This is a genomic window from Halalkalibacter sp. AB-rgal2, from assembly GCF_041821005.1.
Lineage (GTDB): Bacteria > Bacillota > Bacilli > Bacillales > Bacillaceae_D > Halalkalibacter.
This window is the reverse complement of the sequence record NZ_JBGUAV010000023.1, coordinates 1-19,730: the sequence shown is the minus strand read 5'-3', so window position 1 is coordinate 19,730 and position 19,730 is coordinate 1. Positions and strand designations below refer to the sequence as shown.

The 19,730-nt window shown below is 38.5% G+C and carries 20 protein-coding genes and 2 tRNA genes; 3 read left to right on the top strand and 19 right to left on the bottom strand.

The genetic code is table 11. The features are described 5' to 3' along the window. Positions 1-64: 64 nt before the first annotated feature. Genes ACERJO_RS15960 through ACERJO_RS15950 form a run of 3 tightly spaced genes read right to left on the bottom strand, consistent with a single transcriptional unit; the run spans position 65 to position 3,969 of the window. Complete coding sequence (locus ACERJO_RS15960; RefSeq protein ID WP_373648115.1) at positions 65-1,297, bottom strand: Ger(x)C family spore germination protein; 1,233 nt, start codon at positions 1,295-1,297, stop codon at positions 65-67. Continuing rightward, entirely contained in the window at positions 1,272-2,375 is a 1,104-nt protein-coding gene (locus tag ACERJO_RS15955) for a GerAB/ArcD/ProY family transporter (protein ID WP_373648114.1), read from the bottom strand. The genes ACERJO_RS15960 and ACERJO_RS15955 overlap by 26 nt, the downstream gene beginning before the upstream one ends. Continuing rightward, positions 2,362-3,969 (bottom strand): spore germination protein, encoded by a 1,608-nt coding sequence (locus ACERJO_RS15950; RefSeq protein WP_373648113.1) that lies wholly within the window; start codon positions 3,967-3,969, stop codon positions 2,362-2,364. The genes ACERJO_RS15955 and ACERJO_RS15950 overlap by 14 nt, the downstream gene beginning before the upstream one ends. 451 nt (positions 3,970-4,420) lie before the next feature. On the opposite strand from ACERJO_RS15950, the gene ACERJO_RS15945 reads away from it, so the two are divergent. Further along, a complete protein-coding gene (locus ACERJO_RS15945) occupies positions 4,421-4,621 on the top strand; it encodes a helix-turn-helix domain-containing protein (protein WP_247107210.1) in 201 nt (66 codons plus the stop codon). 173 nt (positions 4,622-4,794) lie between these two features. Here ACERJO_RS15945 and ACERJO_RS15940 read toward each other — a convergent pair. From ACERJO_RS15940 to ACERJO_RS15885, 12 genes are all read right to left on the bottom strand, one after another. Then, positions 4,795-4,871: transfer RNA gene (locus ACERJO_RS15940), tRNA-Arg, on the bottom strand. Between the two features lie 4 nt (positions 4,872-4,875). Then, positions 4,876-4,946 (bottom strand) — tRNA-Gly (locus ACERJO_RS15935). Between the two features lie 318 nt (positions 4,947-5,264). Beyond that, complete coding sequence (locus ACERJO_RS15930) at positions 5,265-5,774, bottom strand: metallophosphoesterase family protein (RefSeq protein WP_373648112.1); 510 nt, start codon at positions 5,772-5,774, stop codon at positions 5,265-5,267. A gap of 8 nt (positions 5,775-5,782) precedes the next feature. Further along, positions 5,783-6,385: an XTP/dITP diphosphatase gene (locus ACERJO_RS15925; RefSeq protein WP_373648111.1), complete on the bottom strand. Its 603-nt coding sequence runs from the start codon at positions 6,383-6,385 to the stop codon at positions 5,783-5,785. 12 nt (positions 6,386-6,397) lie between these two features. Then, entirely contained in the window at positions 6,398-7,135 is a 738-nt protein-coding gene (gene rph / locus ACERJO_RS15920) for a ribonuclease PH (protein WP_247107213.1), read from the bottom strand. A 144-nt stretch (positions 7,136-7,279) separates the two neighbouring features. Continuing rightward, the gene (locus ACERJO_RS15915) at positions 7,280-8,359 is read right to left on the bottom strand and encodes a GerMN domain-containing protein (protein WP_247107214.1); all 1,080 of its coding nucleotides are present in this window, start codon (positions 8,357-8,359) and stop codon (positions 7,280-7,282) included. A 136-nt stretch (positions 8,360-8,495) separates the two neighbouring features. Then, the gene (locus tag ACERJO_RS15910) at positions 8,496-9,062 is read right to left on the bottom strand and encodes a PadR family transcriptional regulator (protein ID WP_247107215.1); all 567 of its coding nucleotides are present in this window, start codon (positions 9,060-9,062) and stop codon (positions 8,496-8,498) included. A 63-nt stretch (positions 9,063-9,125) separates the two neighbouring features. Further along, complete coding sequence (locus ACERJO_RS15905) at positions 9,126-9,659, bottom strand: hypothetical protein (protein WP_247107216.1); 534 nt, start codon at positions 9,657-9,659, stop codon at positions 9,126-9,128. A 249-nt stretch (positions 9,660-9,908) separates the two neighbouring features. Beyond that, positions 9,909-10,712: a glutamate racemase gene (gene racE, locus ACERJO_RS15900; protein WP_247107217.1), complete on the bottom strand. Its 804-nt coding sequence runs from the start codon at positions 10,710-10,712 to the stop codon at positions 9,909-9,911. 22 nt (positions 10,713-10,734) lie between these two features. Further along, positions 10,735-11,169 carry a MarR family winged helix-turn-helix transcriptional regulator gene (locus tag ACERJO_RS15895; protein ID WP_373648110.1) on the bottom strand — a complete coding sequence of 145 codons (435 nt, stop codon included), beginning with the start codon at positions 11,167-11,169 and terminating at the stop codon, positions 10,735-10,737. Positions 11,170-11,480: 311 nt separating this feature from the next. Next, the gene (gene ptsP, locus ACERJO_RS15890) at positions 11,481-13,205 is read right to left on the bottom strand and encodes a phosphoenolpyruvate--protein phosphotransferase (protein WP_247107219.1); all 1,725 of its coding nucleotides are present in this window, start codon (positions 13,203-13,205) and stop codon (positions 11,481-11,483) included. Positions 13,206-13,208: 3 nt separating this feature from the next. Then, positions 13,209-13,472: a phosphocarrier protein HPr gene (locus tag ACERJO_RS15885; RefSeq protein ID WP_035342585.1), complete on the bottom strand. Its 264-nt coding sequence runs from the start codon at positions 13,470-13,472 to the stop codon at positions 13,209-13,211. Positions 13,473-13,942: 470 nt separating this feature from the next. Here ACERJO_RS15885 and ACERJO_RS15880 point away from each other — a divergent pair, with 470 nt between their 5' ends. Further along, positions 13,943-14,167, top strand: a complete 225-nt coding sequence (locus ACERJO_RS15880; RefSeq protein WP_035342583.1) for a helix-turn-helix domain-containing protein — start codon at positions 13,943-13,945, stop codon at positions 14,165-14,167. 144 nt (positions 14,168-14,311) lie between these two features. On the opposite strand, the gene sdhB is transcribed toward ACERJO_RS15880, so the two are convergent. The 4 genes from sdhB to ACERJO_RS15860 all read right to left on the bottom strand — a co-directional run bounded on the left by sdhB (position 14,312) and on the right by ACERJO_RS15860 (position 19,120). Further along, positions 14,312-15,061, bottom strand: a complete 750-nt coding sequence (gene sdhB, locus ACERJO_RS15875) for a succinate dehydrogenase iron-sulfur subunit (protein ID WP_035342581.1) — start codon at positions 15,059-15,061, stop codon at positions 14,312-14,314. After that, positions 15,058-16,827 (bottom strand): succinate dehydrogenase flavoprotein subunit, encoded by a 1,770-nt coding sequence (gene sdhA / locus ACERJO_RS15870; RefSeq protein ID WP_247107220.1) that lies wholly within the window; start codon positions 16,825-16,827, stop codon positions 15,058-15,060. The genes sdhB and sdhA overlap by 4 nt, the downstream gene beginning before the upstream one ends. 21 nt (positions 16,828-16,848) lie before the next feature. Next, positions 16,849-17,478, bottom strand: coding sequence for a succinate dehydrogenase cytochrome b558 subunit (locus tag ACERJO_RS15865; RefSeq protein ID WP_247107221.1), 630 nt, complete (start codon positions 17,476-17,478; stop codon positions 16,849-16,851). Positions 17,479-17,770: 292 nt separating this feature from the next. Further along, positions 17,771-19,120: a TrkH family potassium uptake protein gene (locus ACERJO_RS15860; RefSeq protein WP_247107222.1), complete on the bottom strand. Its 1,350-nt coding sequence runs from the start codon at positions 19,118-19,120 to the stop codon at positions 17,771-17,773. A gap of 120 nt (positions 19,121-19,240) precedes the next feature. Between ACERJO_RS15860 and ACERJO_RS15855 the strand changes: the two genes are divergently transcribed. Then, positions 19,241-19,621 (top strand): YslB family protein, encoded by a 381-nt coding sequence (locus ACERJO_RS15855; protein WP_247107223.1) that lies wholly within the window; start codon positions 19,241-19,243, stop codon positions 19,619-19,621. Positions 19,622-19,730 lie beyond the last annotated feature (109 nt).

Genomic DNA, 19,730 nt, shown 5'->3' with positions numbered 1-19,730 from the left:
CTCCTATCACGTAAAAGCTACATGGATCTCTTTATATTGAAGATACATGTAGCTTTATTACGATCTAAATAGCTCGTTTTCCTGCCCTCTCGATCCGAGTCGACAACGACACATCAATATCCAACTCCGAAAACATCTGTTGCCAATTTTCTTTCGTTTTAATACAATTATCCCAGTATTTCGAATGATGACCTCTGACAACTTCACCGACACCTATAATGTCTGATCCATCTTCCTGTAATTTTTCTAGCAATTTGGTCATCACCAATTTTCCTTCTTTTGAAAACTCTTCTTCGAGCTTGCGTATATCGCTAGCATTCATCTGCCGATCCGTATCTGTTTTCTCTTCAAGTACTCCAAAAATATTTACGTCTAATTGTGCTTTTAATTTTCCACCAGAATTTACAACTGTTATATTAGATTTTCTTTTTTCGACTCGAACGATTCCCGTTTCATTATATTGTTCTGGTAATGGGATCGCAAAACTATACCCTGAGGGATTCTCTCCTCTCATCGCCATGAAAATACCAATTTCAATTGGTAGCGTTCTACCGACCATTCTATCGCCTTTAAAATATGCAACACCTTCAAGTAAAATGTTCTCACCTTCGACAACTTTAATATATGGTAAGAAACCCTCTCTCCCTTTTCTTGAGCTCGCAATCCAAAAATGCCCAATATATTGCTTCGGAAGCTTTCCTAATCGAACAGCATTATCCAATGTTTGTGATAGAAATAATGATGGGATCTGAGATACTGGAGGTGCCGCCTTCAGCGTTGCTCCTGCATCCTCTCCATTCACTAGTAGCCAAGCTGTTCTTCTCACCTCATGATTGCGATGAAGATAGTCATTAATTTCCCCTAACCCTTTTCGTGCGATTTCTTCTGACATGATGACTAATTGCAAATGACCTAAATACAGTTTCTGTGATAACTTTTGCTGCAAATTATGCATCGCATCAGCTATTGTCTTACCTAGTACCTCTACGACCCAAACCGTATCCTCCGAATTCAGTTGACCATTAGCAATAGGACCTAATGGAATTCCACCAGGTAGCGCAATTTGCGTCGTCACTCGTATCATATCCTTATCTGATGGAAACTCCTCCAAATGTGTCGCTTTGGGGTTTAATAAGCCTTCAAACTCTTCTTTTTCTAAATCTTCAACCAAATCAATCGCAATCCCTAATATATTTGCTCGATCTTCTATTTCAAAACGATCCCAACAGCCTGATAATAACAATAATAAGCACATTAAAATCAAAATCACTTTAAGAGCTTTCATTAATAGGATCACTTCCCTTCACCTTTCGAATGAATAGAAGAAACAAAGGATAACCAATAATTAAAAACAAACCAATACTTGAAACAACCTTAATAACCTCATACATTTCATAGACATCTTTTGGCAGTAAAGAAATGGCTAATATAATCCCAAAAAGGAGTGCTGCGACGATTCGTTGTCTAAAGCCAAGAAAAAGCTCTGTAGAAGCGCGTACCGAAAAATAAAATGTTGAATATAAAGTTGTAAAAACAGCAAACATCCATGCGACGAGTAACAAAGCATCTAATCGTTGAAAAACTTCTGCTGGGATTCGAACAAGCCTTCCTAATACTAGAATCGGCCACATCAAATTCTCCAATTCTGTACTACCAAACACAGCTAATGTGAAGAACATCGCCAATGTATAAAGAATGGTTACAATGATCCAACCAACAAAACTGGCCAATACCGCCTTATTCGGTTGCCTCATGAACGGAATAACCATTGAGATCACAAAGAAATTTAGCAATACCTTCGTGACTACGAATCCTCCTGTCATAAACCCATCCCATGTCGTTTCATTCCCCAGAAGCGGTTGGATGTATATCCAATCAATCTCTGTTGTTGCTACAAGCAAAATAAAGATAATCGGTGCAACTGTAAAAGCAATATAAAATAAATGAATATAAGCAAATACATTCACTGAATGCAAGCTAGCTAGCATACAGATGAAAGCAATCATCATCATCGGAACATAGATCGGTGTTTTAGGAAGTAATGATCCAATGATCACCTCACCAAACTGACGTAATTCCAATCCAGTTATAATAATAAAAAACAAAATTATTATTATAATGAAGAAAGCACCTAGCTTTTCACCAAGAATTTCTCTACTATAGCCTACAAAGGTTTTGTTATCGTAAACTTTCCCTAAATAAGCAATCGACATAATTCCAATGAGAGCGATCATAGAGCCAAATACTGTTGCTGAAATCGAAGCTGTTTCAGCTTTAAGTGCTACAAAACGAGGGAAAGCTAACATTCCCACTCCGATATTCGTACTAACTAAAATAACAATTAACTGTAAAACCGTTAGTTCACGATTTTCCATTACGATCATCCTCCTTCGGTAACAGAGGTTCTTTTGGTTTTCGTTTCACCTTAGGATCAACCCTTATTGTGTTATAAGAATGTAATTCTTCTGGCCTTTTACTTAGCCATCTTAATGGAAAGCGAATGAAGGAGTCACGTAAGCTCTGCCAATCGACAGGAGAAAAAGGACTTAAGTAAGGAACTCCGAATGAACGTAAACTAAGCATATGATTGAAAATTAGCAGCAGGGCAACCACTAATCCAAATAAACCAAACATTCCTGAAAGAAATAAAATAGGAAACCTAAGCATCCGAAAAGCAATCGCGACATTATAGGCTGGCGTAGCAAAGGAACCAATTGTGGATAATGCAATGATTACGACCGTTACAGGTGAAACAAAGCCTGCTTCAACAGCTGCTTGTCCGATAACGAGCACACCAACAATCGATATGGCTCCCCCAACTTGTTGAGGCATTCTTACTGTCGCTTCACGAAGGATTTCCATCGCTACTTCCATTATTAATACTTCAACTACGACAGGGAAAGGAACGCCACCCCTACCACTCGTTACAGCGACTGCAAATTCAGCGGGAATTAATTCTGGATGAAAGGATAAAACAGCAACATATAACGAAGGGAACAAAAGGGAAGATCCTAAAGCTAGCAAGCGAATCATTCTCACAAGGCTCGACATCAACGCACGTTCATTATAATCTTCCGATGTTTGAAAGAATTGATTGAACGTAGCTGGACATATAAGCGTAAGAGGAGTCCCTTCAATCAAGATGACAACTCGACCTTCCACTAAATTCCCGACAGCTTTGTCAGGCCGTTCGGTGTATTGAATTTGAGGGAAAGGGGATCTTGGATTATCTTCAATCAATTGCTCAATATAGCCAGTATCCAATACCCGATCAATATGAATATGTTGAAGCCGTTTCTCAACTTCCTCCACTAACTTCTCGTTAGCAATGTGATCAATATAACAAATAACAACAGTTGATTTAGTCACCTCGCCAATTTCTAGAGGCTTCACTCGAAATTCTTCAATTGGAAGACGATTCCTCAACAAAGAAATATTTGTTTGTAGGTGTTCGATGAAGCCATCCCTCGGACCGCGAATGACCTGTTCACCTTGAGGTTGTTCAATCCCCCTTTTATCAACTTCCTTCGTCTCAAATAAGATCGCTTCGCTAAGTCCATCAACAATTACCGCGCACTTCCCTCTTAATACACCGTGTAATATGTCGTCAATATGAGTAACGATTTGTCCTTCTGTATGATAGATCACTTCTTCAAATAAAAATCTCTTTAATTCCTTATCTTTCAATTCAACATCCATTGATTGTGAACGAATATAAATCATTGGCTTTAAAATAGTTTCATTAATGCTATCCTTATTAACTAAGCTTCCAAAATAAAGAACAACGACCTTCCGATTACCTACTATCCTAATCTCACGCTCGTTATAATCATGATCGTCCCCTATCACAGACTGAATGTCTTTGATGTTTTTCGATAAGGTAGGGTGGACGGGTCTTTTAGGTTTATCTCCTTTGCCATTAATTGATGAATAGTTGACGGTTTTCCACTGCCTCTTTCTTCTAAACATATTTAAAAACCCCTCATAACATAATCAATCATTTTTAATCTATATAAAGAATCCAGTCGTATTTTGCTATAGTTTAGTTAAATTATGCGTGTTCTAAAAAATCTTTCAATATCGAACCATTATTTTAAAATAATTACATAAAAAGGATATAATCAATAACGTTTTTATTGTATCAAGCAACACTAATAAATCACGCATCTTTAGCTGCAAAAATAAAAGAGGGTGTCTCAAAAGATCAGAAATTGATCTTTGAGACACCCTTCCATAAATTGTAGAGTTAGATAGGGACAAAAATACACTTAATAGAATAATGAACATAAATAGATATTCTGAAAATAAAATGCTCTTAATTTATATAAAATTTTGCCGATATAGTAAGTAACACATCCTTTCAAGGAAAAATTTTCTGCGAAGATAACATAATAAATTTAAAGGAAAAGAAGGTCTTAACATGAAAGAAAAAATAAGGAAGTTAATGGATTCTGATATTAAATCCTACATTATAAGTAAAGAGACCGGTATTCAGCAAAGTACCATTTCTAGGTTAAGAAAAGGGAACATTAAAATTGGAAGGCTTACATTAGATACGGCATTAAAACTAGTTGAATTTTATGATCAACACAAAGATAAAGTAAAGCCCCCACAAGCGTGAGGGCTATTTTGTTTCTCACAGACCTTTTGAATGTTTTTCGGAAACATGTTGGCCATCTTGAGTCAGCATCCAATCCATTCAAACCTCAAAAAACAAAAAACACCGCTAAACGCATATATATCAACGTTTTAACAGTGTTCCTAAAAAGTCTATTCTGACTTATTTTAAGTTAATGGCGTCCCAGGAGAGATTCGAACTCCCGACCGACGGCTTAGAAGGCCGTTGCTCTATCCTGCTGAGCTACTGGGACAAAAAGCGGGTGATGGGAATCGAACCCACGACATCAGCTTGGAAGGCTGAGGTTTTACCACTAAACTACACCCGCACATTCATTTTTAGTTTTTCGATGTTTTTTCATGTCTCTTCCTCTGCTCGTAACGCTACGAAGGTAGCTGTGTCGAGACAACTCGTCGCTTTGCCAATGATGAATTGCTCGTGGCTGAGGTTTTACCACTAAACTACACCCGCATATCACTTCATTTTTTCAGCGACATCTATAAATATACAGACAGATCGCTAAAAAGTCAACCATATTTGTATGATTTTTCGTGTTTATTATGATAGAGAAGCTATATAGAGAAGACCTTCTCTTATAGCTCTCTCCACTCTTATTTATAAAGTTGATCTGTACTTTTCTGTGACCTCATTTATAAACAGCTGTCAACTCTTCTACGACCTCACCATTATCCTGATGATGGAAGGTGACTTTGCTTTCATCATTAGCAGATTCGAAAATCGCATATGTTCTCGTTCGTCTCCCAAGCGGTAGCTTAATACTACCTGGGTTAATATAAATGACCCCATTTTGTTCAAACGACGTAGCGATATGAGTGTGACCAAAACAGGCTACATTCGCCCCTACCTCTTCTGCCCGATAAGAAAGAGGGTCGGTGGTCATTTTAACATTGTACAAATGACCGTGTGTCACATAAAAGAAGATACCCTCCACCTCTTCTTGTATTTCATCTGGAAAGTCTGCTCCAAAGTCACAGTTTCCTTTCACCACTTTAGCTCCTGCAAGTGCAGGGTGCTCTAACTCTAGCTCTGAGTCACCACAATGGAAAATGATATCAACCTCTGTGCGATGTCGATCAAGAATCTCTTTGACTTCATTTGTCCATCCGTGGCTATCACTTAAAATCAATGCTTTCATCTTTACACCTACTCTTTATTCCATTCATTTTCATGAGCAAATAATTGAGCGATAGCTTTTGCTCGATGACTTCGTTCGTTCTTTTCTTGTGGTGTCAACTCGGCCATTGTCCGTTGTAAATTAGGCACATAAAAAATAGGGTCATATCCAAACCCATTCGTTCCCGACTTTTCCCGTGCAATATAGCCTTCACAAGCTCCTTCATATACTAATGTCTGCTCATTAGGTCTCGCCACGGCTATCGAGCAAAAGAAGCGAGCAGCACGATCTTCGCTTGGAACATCCTTTAATTCCTGAAGAACCTTTCTCATGTTCGCCTCATCATCTTTTTCCTCTCCTGCATAACGAGCAGAATAAATTCCGGGACGGCCGTCGAGAGCATCAATGATGAGCCCAGAATCATCAGCAATCACCATTCTACCTAATTCCTTGCTTAACGTTTCAGCTTTAACTGTAGCATTTTCCGCAAATGTTTGACCATCCTCCTTAATATCTGTCATTTTCGGAAAGTCCTTTAATGAGCGCACAATCCATTTATCTACTGAAAAAAGCTGTTTAAACTCATATACTTTTCCCTCATTTAATGTCGCAATGATCACTTCTTGTTTCATCTAGAATCTCCTTTATTTAAAACGTTCTGCTATCGTCCCTAATGCTTCCTCTTGAAGTAGCACTAATTCAGTAATTCCATCTTCTGAAAGCTCAAGCATTTTATGTAATTGATCCTTTGAATACGTTGCTTCTTCACCCGTTCCTTGCAATTCAACAAATTCATTAGAGCCGGTCATAACAACGTTCATATCGACTTTTGCCGTTGAGTCCTCCTTATAATTCAGGTCGAGGATTTCCCCATGCTTTTCATCAATCCCAACTGATATCGCAGCTAAAAAATCAGTAATCGGCCATTCCTTTATTTTTTTTACTGTAAATGCCTTTTCCATTGCCAGTGACAGTGCAACGAATGCGCCTGTAATCGATGCCGTTCTCGTTCCACCATCAGCTTGTATAACATCACAATCAATCCAAACCGTTCGTTCCCCTAATTTGCTTAAGTCGATAACGGATCGTAACGCCCTTCCAATTAACCGTTGAATTTCCATCGTTCTTCCAGATACCTTACCCTTTGAAGATTCACGAATCGTTCGCTGTTCTGTTGCTCTCGGTAGCATGGAATATTCAGCTGTCACCCAGCCCTTCCCTTGTCCACGTAAAAAGGGTGGAACACGGTCTTCAATGCTTGCTGAACAAATAACCTTCGTATCGCCCATTGAAATTAATACCGATCCCTCTGGATGCTTGATGTAATTTGTCTCAATGACAACCTTTCTCAGCTCATTTATTTGTCTACCATCATTTCTCACAGCCGAACCTCCTATAAATTCAAACTCTCACCTAGTATGACATAATGGCAAAGAGGTGATTCAATCGAATCACCTTCACTGTATCCATTATTTCCTTTTTTTATTATAAAGCAGTTTTCATACCTCGTCCAATATCTCAACTAATTAATAAGCCCCAATATTATATTCCTCAGGTCTTACAACCTCTTCAATCCATTGACCGGATTCATTTAGAACCTCAGCATCTCCCTCTACCTCAATTGCGACTTTCTCAATACCTTCTTGCTCTGTTAACGTAAGAGCAAGCATATCGAGAACCGTAGCTGATATAGCCGTTGATTGTAGCTGACTTAAGATTCCTTCATTAAAATTTAATGTGACCACACCGTTTTGATATTGAGGTTCCTCTATTAGTTTAACACCTTGACGAAAATCAGTAAGTAAAGATGTTTCAATGGAAGGGCCTTTTATCAATTGTGAAACAGCTGCTTCAATTGAGTCCTCCTCCACATTCACCCTTCTTGTCACTGGTACATAATAGGTGTTGTCCCCATTTTGAGCGAGGAAGTAAAGGGTTACCCCTTTACTATTCACCATGTCTGCTAGACCACCTGACTCCATATTAATTCCATTATCCCGACTAACGCCATCACCAATCGGTGTACTGCTGACAGGCATTGTCTCTTGTAAGTAGCCATTCACCTTAATTTGCACTTTATCGACATTATCAAATTCTGTTAACGTCCACGTAATAGCTTGAAGTATTTGTTGCTCCATATCAGGATTATACTCTTTAAATTCATTTGAGAAGTCAGCAACGGCTACTCCTTCTGTTAAATGTACATCAACCTCTGTTCCCGCTGGAATGACCGCACTAAAGCCATTTGGCAACATTTCAGTGATGGGACCACCATCAACTAAATATTCCAACGACTGCCTTAAGACACTTTCTGTCTTCGGTAAATCCATCGTTTGAGGTACAACCATCCCATTTGTGTCAATTAAATAGAGCTTTCGCTGAACTTGTTCAGTCGCTTCGTTTTCATTTGCGTTCTCATCTCCTGATTCTTCATCTCCTTCTCCCATATCAGGATCCAATTCTTCTTTTCCCTCCTGATCAAGGTCACTATATTCAGTCGGTGGTGTATCCATTTCATCGACAACATCGTCTGCTCCAAATGAGCACGCCGTCATTATTAATATAAGTAAGATGCTACATATCCCTAAAAAGAATCCTTTTCGCATTGTTTTCCCTCCTAAGATAGTTTGTACTACATGTATACGAGCTAGTTCGTACTTTAGACCAAATTTATAAGAAAAATCTTATAACCGTCGTATGCGTCGATACATGTGACAAGAAGGGAGCATATATGACTCTATTTCACTTTTTATCTATAGGGATATCCTTATTCACAAAATTTTTTAAGCCTTTAATCGTCGAACGTATCCAGTTCAGTTCTGCTTGGTACGTGGATATTCCATTCTTTAATATGGACTCCCACAAAAATTTTTCTTTTGCCGTCCTACTCCAATTAGGCATTTTTTGTTGCTCATCACTATCATATAAAGCCAATCTCTCTTCAAGCTTTTCACCATACTGATTGAGCTGTTTAATAATTTCTTCCGTCGGTAACCGATCCGCCCATGAAAGCTGCACTAAGAGTTTATGTCTAATCGGAGGAATTTCACTCGGCTCCATAATCCAGTTATAAAGTGCCTCTTTCCCCCTTTCAGTTGCATGAAAGACCTTTTTATTAGGAAGGTCTTTCTGATAAATAAACTCTTCCATAATCCATTCGTCTTTTTTCATTTCATCAAGCGTTCGATAAATTTGACTATGCGTTGCACTCCAATAAAAATTCACACTTGTCTCAAACATTTTTTTCAAATCATAACCTGTCATAGGCTTCATATCAATAAAACCTAGCATCGCAAACTTTAAAGACATCCGTTCATCTCATCCTTCCTTTTTCGCCACGTCTTGAAGACGATCATTACTCACGAATCAATACTAGTACGTAATCAATTTCTTAGCAATGAGCTTCTTCAAGCCTTCCTGCTCCTCCATACAGTGTTTTTTCCATGGAGAAAGACCACCTGACAATGTGGAAAATAATTTCTCGAATTTACTATAAAACTGCACACCGATCGTTAATCGAATTTTCGTTTTATTCGAAGCTACTTTATCAAAATCAAAGAAGCAATGCGTATTGCTTTTACTATCAATCTCCTTCCAAGGTAGTTTAATTTTAATATGAGATGGTGTTGAATGGTAACGAATTCTCTCATTGTGAATAATTTCTGAGACAACATATTCATGAACTGCGGTTTGGTTACTCACCGATTCCAAACAATCCAAAATCGAACCTACCTCTAACCGATTTCCTTCCCTTAATGTAAGGTATTCATGATCCTTTGAAATCTCCCGATAATACGTTGATAAATGATTACTAATGAAAAATTCAAATACTTGATCAATGTTAACAGGAACACAAATAGCATGCTGGATAAACACCGTATTTTCTAAATCAGGTAATACTCTCACGATTGATCGTCTCCTTTTTATAATCTATTTATGGACTATTCATCAAGTGAATTATATCAACTATTTTAAAATCCCACAATAAAATCTTCTAAAAAACACGACGATAACAGTTGTTAACATTCTTCTTCCAGGTCACCATGTAACGTACAAAAACGACATTACTCGCGAATCTATTTACACTCTCCTTGATGAAAAAAAGCCGCTGCATGAAGGATAAAATGATCCTTCTACAGCGGCTTTTTTTACATATTATTTTGAGCCAAGAGTAATCGACTCCACACGTTCTATACTCACCTCTAACCATTGATCTGCTAATACTTTAAAACGTTCAGCATTCCCTGTAGTAAAAAAATGATGGACAGGAAGGCGTTCAGACGTATAGAGCAAATTTTTATGATAAAGTAAACTACTAACCTCCCGCGCTGTTTCATCCCCAGATGAAATAATGTGCACACGTTCACCAATTGATTGACTAATCACTTCCCGTAATAAAGGATAATGAGTACACCCTAAAATTAACGTATCAAAGTCGCGGCCTTTTAATTCTCGTAATGTCTCATCTACCGTTCGTTGTGCTTCTTCGCCAGAAAATACCCCTCTTTCCACTAAAGGGACAAACCTCGGACATGCTAGGCTATCGATCGTAATCGTACTTTTAATGGAATGGAGCGCCATTTCATAAGCCCTACTCTTTATCGTGCCTTCTGTACCCAAAACAGCTACGTGATCATTTTTCGTTACCTTTAACGCACTAATCGCTCCAGGATGAACAACACCAATTACTGGAATCGACAGCTTTTGCTTCACTTCTTCTAGTACAACGGCAGCTGCTGTATTACAAGCAATAACAAGCATTTTCATTTTTTCAGCTTCAAGCCGGTTGATCATCTCCCATGTGAATGCTCGAACTTCATCTGTCGTTCGCGGTCCGTACGGACACCTCGCTGAATCACCTATGTAGACAATCTCTTCCTTTGGCAATTGTCGCATGAGTTCTTTCGCAACAGTTAAGCCACCTAATCCAGAATCTATAACTCCAATCGGTCTTTCCAACGATCTTCCCTCAATTTCTATATTATCGTGATTCTTTCATTTTTTCGTGTAGGACATCTAAGCTTTTCTCTAAGAAATCGACTTCATCTTGTGTAAATTGAGACAGTACAGCCTCTAAATAATCTTGCCTTTTTTTGATTACTTCCTTAATAATAACGCGACCTCGTTCTAAAAGGTGTATTCGAACAACTCGCCGATCCTGTGTGTCTTTTACTCGTTCAACAAGTTGGTTTTTTTCCATTCGGTCAATCAAATCAGTTGTCGTACTACAAGCTAAATAGATTTTTTGCGATAACTCACCTATCGTCATATCGCCATATTCATTTAACCATTGCAGTGCGATGAATTGCGGTGGGGTAATAGGAAATTGCGTTAAGATTTCGCGACCTTTTTGTTTAACAATTTCAGAAACTCTACGTAATGAGCGTTCAATGTCCTCAATTTGATGATCGTCCACCTTACGCACCTCCTTAATAAATGACGAAGCCTCCATTAGACATGGATAACAAAGGATTACATACTTTTTACAGCCTACCTTTCATTTTCGCCTTTTTTCATCTTATTTTCAATAGATTTTTCAACTATAGTTTGAATCATTTTTGAACATATTGAAACATTAGATGAATATGAGACTAGGACTATCTTCTCCCCACGAATTCTATTCTATTAAAGCTCTTTAATTCTACACTAAGAATTTTATACATTCTTATCTTTTTTCTAAAGAAAGGGACAAAAGCTTTTCACTTTTGTCCCTTTCTTAATAACTTGTTATTTAGCAGTTTCTAATAATTCATTTACCTTTTGTTCAACCTCATCTGCTGTATCTAAATAGAGCATATCATTAGCAAATGATTGCAAGTCTGCTTTTGACAACGTTCGGAGTTGACTTCTTGCTGGTAAAATAGACGTTGCGCTCATACTAAATTCATCTAGCCCTAAGCCTAATAATAATGGAATCGCCACTTCATCACCAGCCATTTCGCCACACATTCCAGCCCATTTTCCATGTTTGTGAGCTGCGTCAATGACCATTTTTACTAAACGAAGAATAGCAGGGTGGTATGGTTGATACAAATAGGAAACACGTTCGTTCATGCGGTCAGCTGCCATCGTATATTGAATAAGATCATTCGTACCAATGCTAAAGAAGTCGACCTCTTTCGCAAATAGCTCAGCAGCGACAGCTGTTGACGGAATTTCCACCATCATACCCACTTCAATCTCTTCTGAAACTTGTATATTCTCAGCAATAAGCTTGTCTTTTTCTTCAGCGAGCATCGCTTTAGCTGCGCGTAATTCTTCAAGTGTAGCAATCATTGGGAACATAATCTTCAAATTCCCAAATACACTTGCCCGCAATAGGGCACGAAGCTGAGTACGGAATATGTCTTTTTCTTCCAAACAGAGTCGAATAGCACGGAAACCAAGGAAAGGGTTCATTTCCTTTGGCAAATCTAAATAAGAAAGCTCTTTGTCACCACCAATATCTAACGTTCGAATGACAACAGGCTTACCTTCCATCTTTTCAACCACTTCTTTATATGCTTCGAATTGTTCTTCTTCTGTTGGAAGCTCCGTTCGATCCATATACAAAAATTCCGTACGATATAGGCCAACACCTTCACCACCATTACGTAATACGCCTTCAACATCTTTAGGCGTTCCGATATTAGCAGCTAACTCGACATGCTGACCGTCCTTCGTTGTTGTTTTCTCATTTACTAATTTAGCCCATTGCTCTTTTTGTTTTAAGAAGTCTTCTCGCTTCTTTTCATATTGACGAAGTTCATCACCGGTTGGATTCACAATAATATGACCATCAAGCCCATCAACAATGACAACGTCCCCTTGTGTCGCTTGTTCCGTAATAGACTTCGCTCCTACAACTGCTGGAATCTCTAATGAACGCGACATAATGGCTGAATGAGATGTACGACCACCGATATTCGTCGCAAACCCTTTAACAAATTCAGGGTTAAGCTGCGCTGTGTCTGAAGGAGTTAAATCTTCTGCAATAATAATGGTTTCTTCAGCAATCGTTGCAAGTGATTGAACTTGAACGTTTAATAAAATTCCTAATACGCGCTTTGATACATCACGGATATCAGCAGCACGTTCTTTCATATATTCATTATCCATACCTTCAAACATTGTAACGAACATCGATGATACTTCATCCATCGCATATTCAGCATTTTGCTTGTCTGTCTGAATCTTCTCTTTCACCGCGTCAACAAGCTCTGGGTCACTCAATACAAGAATATGTGCAGCAAAGATCTCAGCTTTATCAGGACCAAGATCTCTCTCTGTCTTATCCTTTATAACCGTTAATTCAGCAATAGCTTGTTTCAACGCATCATCAAAACGTTGTAATTCCTCTTCTACGTTCTCAATTTGACGCAGCTCAACTGATAAATCTGGTTCTTGGTGTATAAATGCCTTAGCAATCGCAACACCCGAAGATGCTGCGATGCCAGTTAGTTTTGCATGCATTTGTTATTCTCCTAACCCTTCCTTGATCACTTCTTCAATCGCTTGTAGTGCTTCAGCTTCATCTGAACCTTCAGCTTTAATGGTTACCTCTGCTCCTTGACCAACTCCAAGAGACATTACACCCATAATGGATTTTAAATTTACAGATTTCCCTTTATATTCTAATGTAAGATCAGATGAGAATTGACCTGCCTTATTTACTAATTGTGTTGCTGGTCTTGCGTGAATTCCTGTTTCTGCTGTGATTTTAAAAGACTTTTCTGCCATCGTTAATCAACCTCTCTTTTTCATTTTTGTCATTTTCCTTAACAGTATGTGCAAATTGTTTAAAGTTCTCTCTCATTTCATGATGAAAGGCCCACTTTAGTTTTGATCCTAAAAAATAGGCACAAGTAAGAATATGATGCATAAAGAGGGATACACTTATCCCGTTATTTGCTCATACACTGTCTCTTACTCATGCCTGATCTCATCAGTAACACGTAAATAAAGTGTAACCATCTATGTAGGTATATAACCTTTTTGCACTACTATTAAAAGCGAATGTTAAAAGTAGTATAGCATAATAAAAAAATAAATTTCAACTGTTTCGCTTAAAATCAGTTGAAATTAGGCTACAAATACACATTTACGCACACGTCATATTTAATGATGACATATACTATCGAGACTAAAACCCTTCATACCGTGGGACTACACCCACATGCTCTCAGCCCGAGCAAGAAGGAGTGAACTCATTGAAAGGAGCAGAATTCGGACCTAAACCCTTGCTTACAAAAAGAGAACGCGAAGTATTCGAGCTGCTTGTCCAAGACAAGACAACAAGGGAAATCGCACAGCAACTCTTTATAAGTGAGAAAACAGTAAGAAACCACATATCAAATACAATGCAGAAGCTAGGAGTCAAGGGGCGCTCTCAAGCTGTTATTGAACTCATTCGACTAGGGGAACTTGAAATATAAGCACGATTCACCTTTCTCATTCTGTTTTAGTCTTAACAGATACTCTCTCTAATATGAGGGGTGTCTGTTTTTTCTTCATATCAAATCAAAAAAGGGTGTCCCAAAAGGCTATTTTATAGCCTATTGAGACGCCCTTATAGCAATTTATGCTCCAAAGAAATTCTTAAATGATTGGAGCGTCGTTGAACGGTTTAATGCAGCAATCGATGTTGTTAAAGGAATTCCTTTTGGGCATGATTGAACACAGTTTTGTGAATTACCACAGTTTGCTAGTCCACCGTCCCCCATAATTGTTTCTAGTCGTTCCTCTTTATTCATCTCACCTGTTGGATGAGCATTAAACAGTCGAACTTGGGATAGCGGAGCTGGTCCGATGAAATCAGACTTACTATTGACATTAGGACAAGCTTCTAAACAGACACCACATGTCATACATTTTGAAAGCTCATAAGCCCACTGGCGTTTAGACTCAGCCATACGTGGTCCTGGTCCAAGGTCATACGTACCGTCAATTGGAATCCATGCCTTTACTTTTTTCAAAGAATCAAACATTCTACTACGGTCGACCATTAAATCTCGAACAACCGGGAAAGTTTTCATTGGCTCTAAATGGATTGGCTGTGTTAATTGATCAACAAGCGCTGTACAGGATTGGCGCGGTTTTCCGTTAATAACCATTGAACATGCTCCACAAACTTCCTCTAAGCAGTTCATATCCCAAGTAATCGGTGTAGTCTGTTCACCCTTCGTATTAACAGGATTACGACGGAACTCCATAAGCGCCGAAATAACATTCATATTCGGACGATAAGGCACTTCAAATTCCTCTACATAAGGAGTGCTGTTTGGGTCATCTTGTCTCGTTACTTTAAAATGGATTGTTTTTTCACTCATGATTTAACAGCTCCTTGCTTCTTTTGAGAGTAGTCACGTTTACGTGGTTCGATTAATGATGTGTCCACTTCTTCATATGTGAATTCAGGATTTTTCGTCTTAGGATTAAATTTAGCCTTCGTCGTCTTTAAAAATTCTTCATCATTACGCTCTGGGAAGTCAGGCTTGTAATGAGCACCACGACTTTCATTACGATTATAAGCTCCTAATGTAATCACCCGTCCAAGATTAAGCATTCCTTGTAATTGACGAGTAAAGGATGCACCTTGGTTACTCCATTTCGCTGTATCATTAATATTTATATTCTGATATCGCTCTAATAACTCTTGAATTTTCTCATCGGTTTGTAGCAGTTTATCGTTGTAACGAACAACTGTTACATTATCTGTCATCCATTCACCTAATTCTTTATGAAGCATGTAGGCATTTTCTGTTCCATCCATACTCATAATGTCATCGAAGGTTTGTTGCTCTTTCTTCACCTCATCTTCAAATAGCGATGATGGCATAGAATCTGCGGATTTTTCTAAGCCGTTCATATATTCAACAGCTTTCGGTCCAGCAACCATTCCTCCGTAAATAGCAGACAATAACGAATTCGCCCCTAATCGGTTAGCACCATGTTGAGAGTAATCACACTCACCAGCAGCAAATAGTCCAGGAATATTTGTCATTTGATCATAGTCAATCCACATGCCGCCCATAGAATAGTGAACAGCAGGGAAAATTTTCATCGGCACTTTACGTGGGTCATCACCCATGAATTTTTCATAGATTTCAATAATTCCACCCAATTTAATATCTAACTCTTTCGGATCTTTATGAGAAAGGTCTAGATATACCATGTTCTCACCATTAATACCTAACTTCTGATTGACACAAACATCGAAAATTTCACGAGTTGCAATATCACGTGGCACGAGGTTTCCATAAGCAGGGTACTTCTCTTCTAAGAAATACCATGGCTTACCATCCTTATACGTCCAAACTCGTCCACCTTCACCACGAGCAGACTCACTCATTAGTCGAAGTTTATCATCACCAGGGATCGCCGTTGGGTGAATTTGAATAAATTCTCCATTCGCGTAATAAACCCCTTGCTCATATAGCTTAGCAGCAGCATAACCCGTGTTAATAACCGAATTCGTTGATTTACCGAAAATAATTCCCGGTCCACCTGTTGCCATAATGACCGCATCTGCTACAAAACTACGAATTTCAGAAGTTCGCAAGTCTTGTGCCGTAACCCCACGGCAAACTTGGTCATCATCAATTACCGCCGAAAGAAACTCCCAACCTTCATACTTCGTTACAAGTCCACTTACTTCAAATCTTCGTACCTGCTCATCCAAAGCATATAATAGCTGTTGACCTGTTGTTGCACCTGCAAATGCCGTACGATGGTGCTGCGTCCCACCAAAACGTCTAAAATCTAATAGCCCTTCTGGTGTACGATTAAACATAACACCCATTCGATCCATTAGATGAATAATTCCTGGTGCTGCTTCTGTCATCGCTTTAACAGGAGGCTGGTTCGCTAAGAAGTCCCCTCCATAAACTGTATCATCAAAATGTTCATATGGTGAATCCCCTTCACCTTTTGTATTAACGGCTCCATTAATTCCACCCTGTGCACAGACCGAGTGTGAACGTTTTACGGGTACGAGCGAAAAAAGATCAACTGGCACTCCCTTTTCTGCCGCTTTGATTGTGGCCATTAAACCTGCTAGTCCACCACCAACAACGATGATTCTCCCTTGACTCATGATTGACCCACTCCTTATCTCTTAAATGTTTGCTAAATCTGGATTAACGAACGCAAGAATTGCGCGAATACCAACAAATGTTAATGCGAAGAAAATCCCCATCGTTACATAAGTGGCAATTTTCTGTGAACGTGGAGTAACTGTGATCCCCCATGATACAGCAAAAGACCAAAGTCCGTTTGCAAAATGGAAGGTCGCAGCAAGTACCCCCACTATATAAAACGCAATCATAAACGGATTGCTAAAAATGTTTGCCATCATATCAAAATTAACTTCTGCTCCAAGTGCTGCTTGAATTCTTGTTTCCCAAACATGCCATGTAATCCAAATAAGTAAAAACACACCAGACCATCGTTGAATTCGGAACATCCAATTTCGGAAAAAGCCATAATGTGAGGTGTTATTCTTCGCTTGAAATGCAATATAAACACCGTAAATAGCATGATAAAGTAATGGTACGAAAATAACAAAGATTTCAAGAAAATAGCGAAAAGGCAAATTCTCCATAAAATGTGCGGCTTGGTTAAACGCACTAGCACCTCGAGTTGCAAAATGATTAACAACAAAGTGCTGAATTAAAAAGATACCGATCGGAATAACTCCAAGCAACGAATGAAGCTTACGATTAAAATACTCTCGATTACCTGACATACTTGATCCCCCCAAAGATTCCTATCCATGTCGTATTATGTTTTGTTTTCTCTGATTTACTCTCCTATAAATCATACATATTATGAATCTAATCCGAGAAAACTGACAGGTTAATTGTACTCTTATCCCCGTCATTGGTCAAGAAAACGGATACAACTTTTCGACAATTTCAGTTCGTGCGAATAGCGACATTCGTAAACGATAAAAACAAAGAAAGGTCACCGAAAAAGTTTGGTTTTTAACTTTTTCGGTGGCCTTATTCATTAGCGATGAGTTTAAGACGGATTCTTTCTTATCCAATGATAATTCTTTCAGTAGGGTATTTATAATAGCTCTTTTGTTCTTTTCTTCGAATAGAGAATAGAAAGGCAATTAAACCTACACGACCAATAAACATGAGCACCATTAGCACTCCTTGGCTTGCAAAGGATAAATCTGCTGTAATCCCCATAGATAAGCCACACGTTCCAAACGCAGATGCCGTCTCAAATATAATTGCCATTAAAGACAATTTCTCTGTCCCTTCAAACGCGACGATTAACGTGACTGCAGCAAACAGCATCACAAGAAACACAGATAGCACGATAAAAGCCTTTTGTTTGTCCTCAGGGTGAATTTGTCGTCCAAATACTTTCACATCGCCTTTCCCTTGCGCGAAGCTTCGGATCGTCAAAAACATAACCGCAATTGTTGTGGTCCGAATTCCTCCACCTACACTAGAGGGACTAGCTCCAATAATCATTAAAAATGAAATAAATAGAAGAGTCGCCATATGCAATTCAGACACGTCCATTGTTGCTAAACCACCACTCCGTGCTGTAGCTGAATTAAATACCGCATTAAATAGCTGTTCATGCCATTGGAGTCCGACATAGTAATGACCACTTTCTAATGCCCAAATCCCTATTACACCAATTACAAAAACAGCAAAATAAGTGGCCGTCGTTATTTTAGTAAATAAACTAAATTTAAAATTAGGGTTTTTATTTGATAAGTATTCACGTAATTCCATTAAGACTGGAAAGCCAATTGCACCAGCAAATATGAGCAGTATGACAACTAGCTGTACGTAATAATCATTAGCGAATGGGATTAGTGATTGACCTGTAACGTCAAAACCAGCATTCGTAAATGCACTTAAACTGGCGAACGCACCTTGATAATAAGCTTCAGCTGTCGTATCGAAATACCGCAGAAAATAAGTCCCAAGTATGAGCGCTCCGACTAATTCAATGAGTAAAGCAACGACTAAAATCCCTCGCATTAAGCTAACCAATCCAGAGAAGCGATTTTGATTTTGATCAACCATGATCAGCATTCGTTGGGAGAAGTTAATCTTTCGTCCGAAAAGCATCCAAACAAAGGTCCCCATGGTCATAATTCCAATTCCACCAAGTTGAATGGCTAATGCGAGAAAAATAATACCAACATAATTAAACGTTTCAGATACATTAATAACCGTTAACCCAGTTACACTAACAGCACTGACAGAAGTGAACAAAGCCTCTGAATACGAAAGCTCTACTCCAGGTAAATGGGAAATAGGCAAATACAATAAAATACTAAATAAAATCATTGCAGCCACATAGGATATAAGAATGACACGAAACGGTGACAAGAATTGATTTAAACCTGACTTCATAGTTTTTCCCTCCGTCAATATACGCGAATAAGTATACCACTTTAGAAAAAAGCGTGCTAGAAATGCTAGAGAAAAATTTCATTACAACATATAATAAAAAAGGAGAGAGGTGCTTATTAGATGAATAATATAAATGAATTCGGATACAGTTTGATTCGCAACGACGTGCTAAAGGATGTGTTAGGAAGGGAACACGATCACATTTTATATTGGGTCGGCAAATCATTAGCACGAAAGTATCCGTTATCGAGCTTAGAAGAACTTCCTGAATTCTTTTTGAAAGCTAATTGGGGAAACCTCACATTAGAAAAAGAAAAAAGAAATCATTACATATACCTTTTATCTGGAGAATGGATGGGCAAAGAAGATCAACGTTGCTATCAGCTTGAATCAGGTTTTTTAGCGCAGCAATTCGAGTCATGGAAAAACCGTGGGATTGGTGTCACTTCAAATGTGCACCGGTCAACAGTAACGTTCGATGTGCAAATTGACCGACTATAAGAATGAATACTAGTTAGATAAGAAAGGAAATATCTCTTTCTACTAGTACCACATGGGAAACGTAATCATCAAAAAAGAACAACTAAGAAGCTCTTAAGCTTCTTAGTTG

Coding starts and splice junctions, on each gene's coding strand:
- ACERJO_RS15930 (WP_373648112.1), bottom strand. CDS start 5,774: ATGAAAGCATTGATTTTAAGTGATAGCCACGGATGGACAAATGAAGTC.
- ACERJO_RS15915 (WP_247107214.1), bottom strand. CDS start 8,359: ATGCGAAAAGGATTCTTTTTAGGGATATGTAGCATCTTACTTATATTA.
- ACERJO_RS15950 (WP_373648113.1), bottom strand. CDS start 3,969: ATGTTTAGAAGAAAGAGGCAGTGGAAAACCGTCAACTATTCATCAATT.
- ACERJO_RS15910 (WP_247107215.1), bottom strand. CDS start 9,062: ATGTCTTTAAAGTTTGCGATGCTAGGTTTTATTGATATGAAGCCTATG.
- ACERJO_RS15955 (WP_373648114.1), bottom strand. CDS start 2,375: ATGGAAAATCGTGAACTAACGGTTTTACAGTTAATTGTTATTTTAGTT.
- ACERJO_RS15925 (WP_373648111.1), bottom strand. CDS start 6,385: ATGAAACAAGAAGTGATCATTGCGACATTAAATGAGGGAAAAGTATAT.
- ACERJO_RS15860 (WP_247107222.1), bottom strand. CDS start 19,120: ATGAAGTCAGGTTTAAATCAATTCTTGTCACCGTTTCGTGTCATTCTT.
- ACERJO_RS15885 (WP_035342585.1), bottom strand. CDS start 13,472: ATGGCAGAAAAGTCTTTTAAAATCACAGCAGAAACAGGAATTCACGCA.
- ACERJO_RS15855 (WP_247107223.1), top strand. CDS start 19,241: ATGAATAATATAAATGAATTCGGATACAGTTTGATTCGCAACGACGTG.
- ptsP (WP_247107219.1), bottom strand. CDS start 13,205: ATGCATGCAAAACTAACTGGCATCGCAGCATCTTCGGGTGTTGCGATT.
- sdhA (WP_247107220.1), bottom strand. CDS start 16,827: ATGAGTCAAGGGAGAATCATCGTTGTTGGTGGTGGACTAGCAGGTTTA.
- ACERJO_RS15945 (WP_247107210.1), top strand. CDS start 4,421: ATGAAAGAAAAAATAAGGAAGTTAATGGATTCTGATATTAAATCCTAC.
- ACERJO_RS15865 (WP_247107221.1), bottom strand. CDS start 17,478: ATGTCAGGTAATCGAGAGTATTTTAATCGTAAGCTTCATTCGTTGCTT.
- sdhB (WP_035342581.1), bottom strand. CDS start 15,061: ATGAGTGAAAAAACAATCCATTTTAAAGTAACGAGACAAGATGACCCA.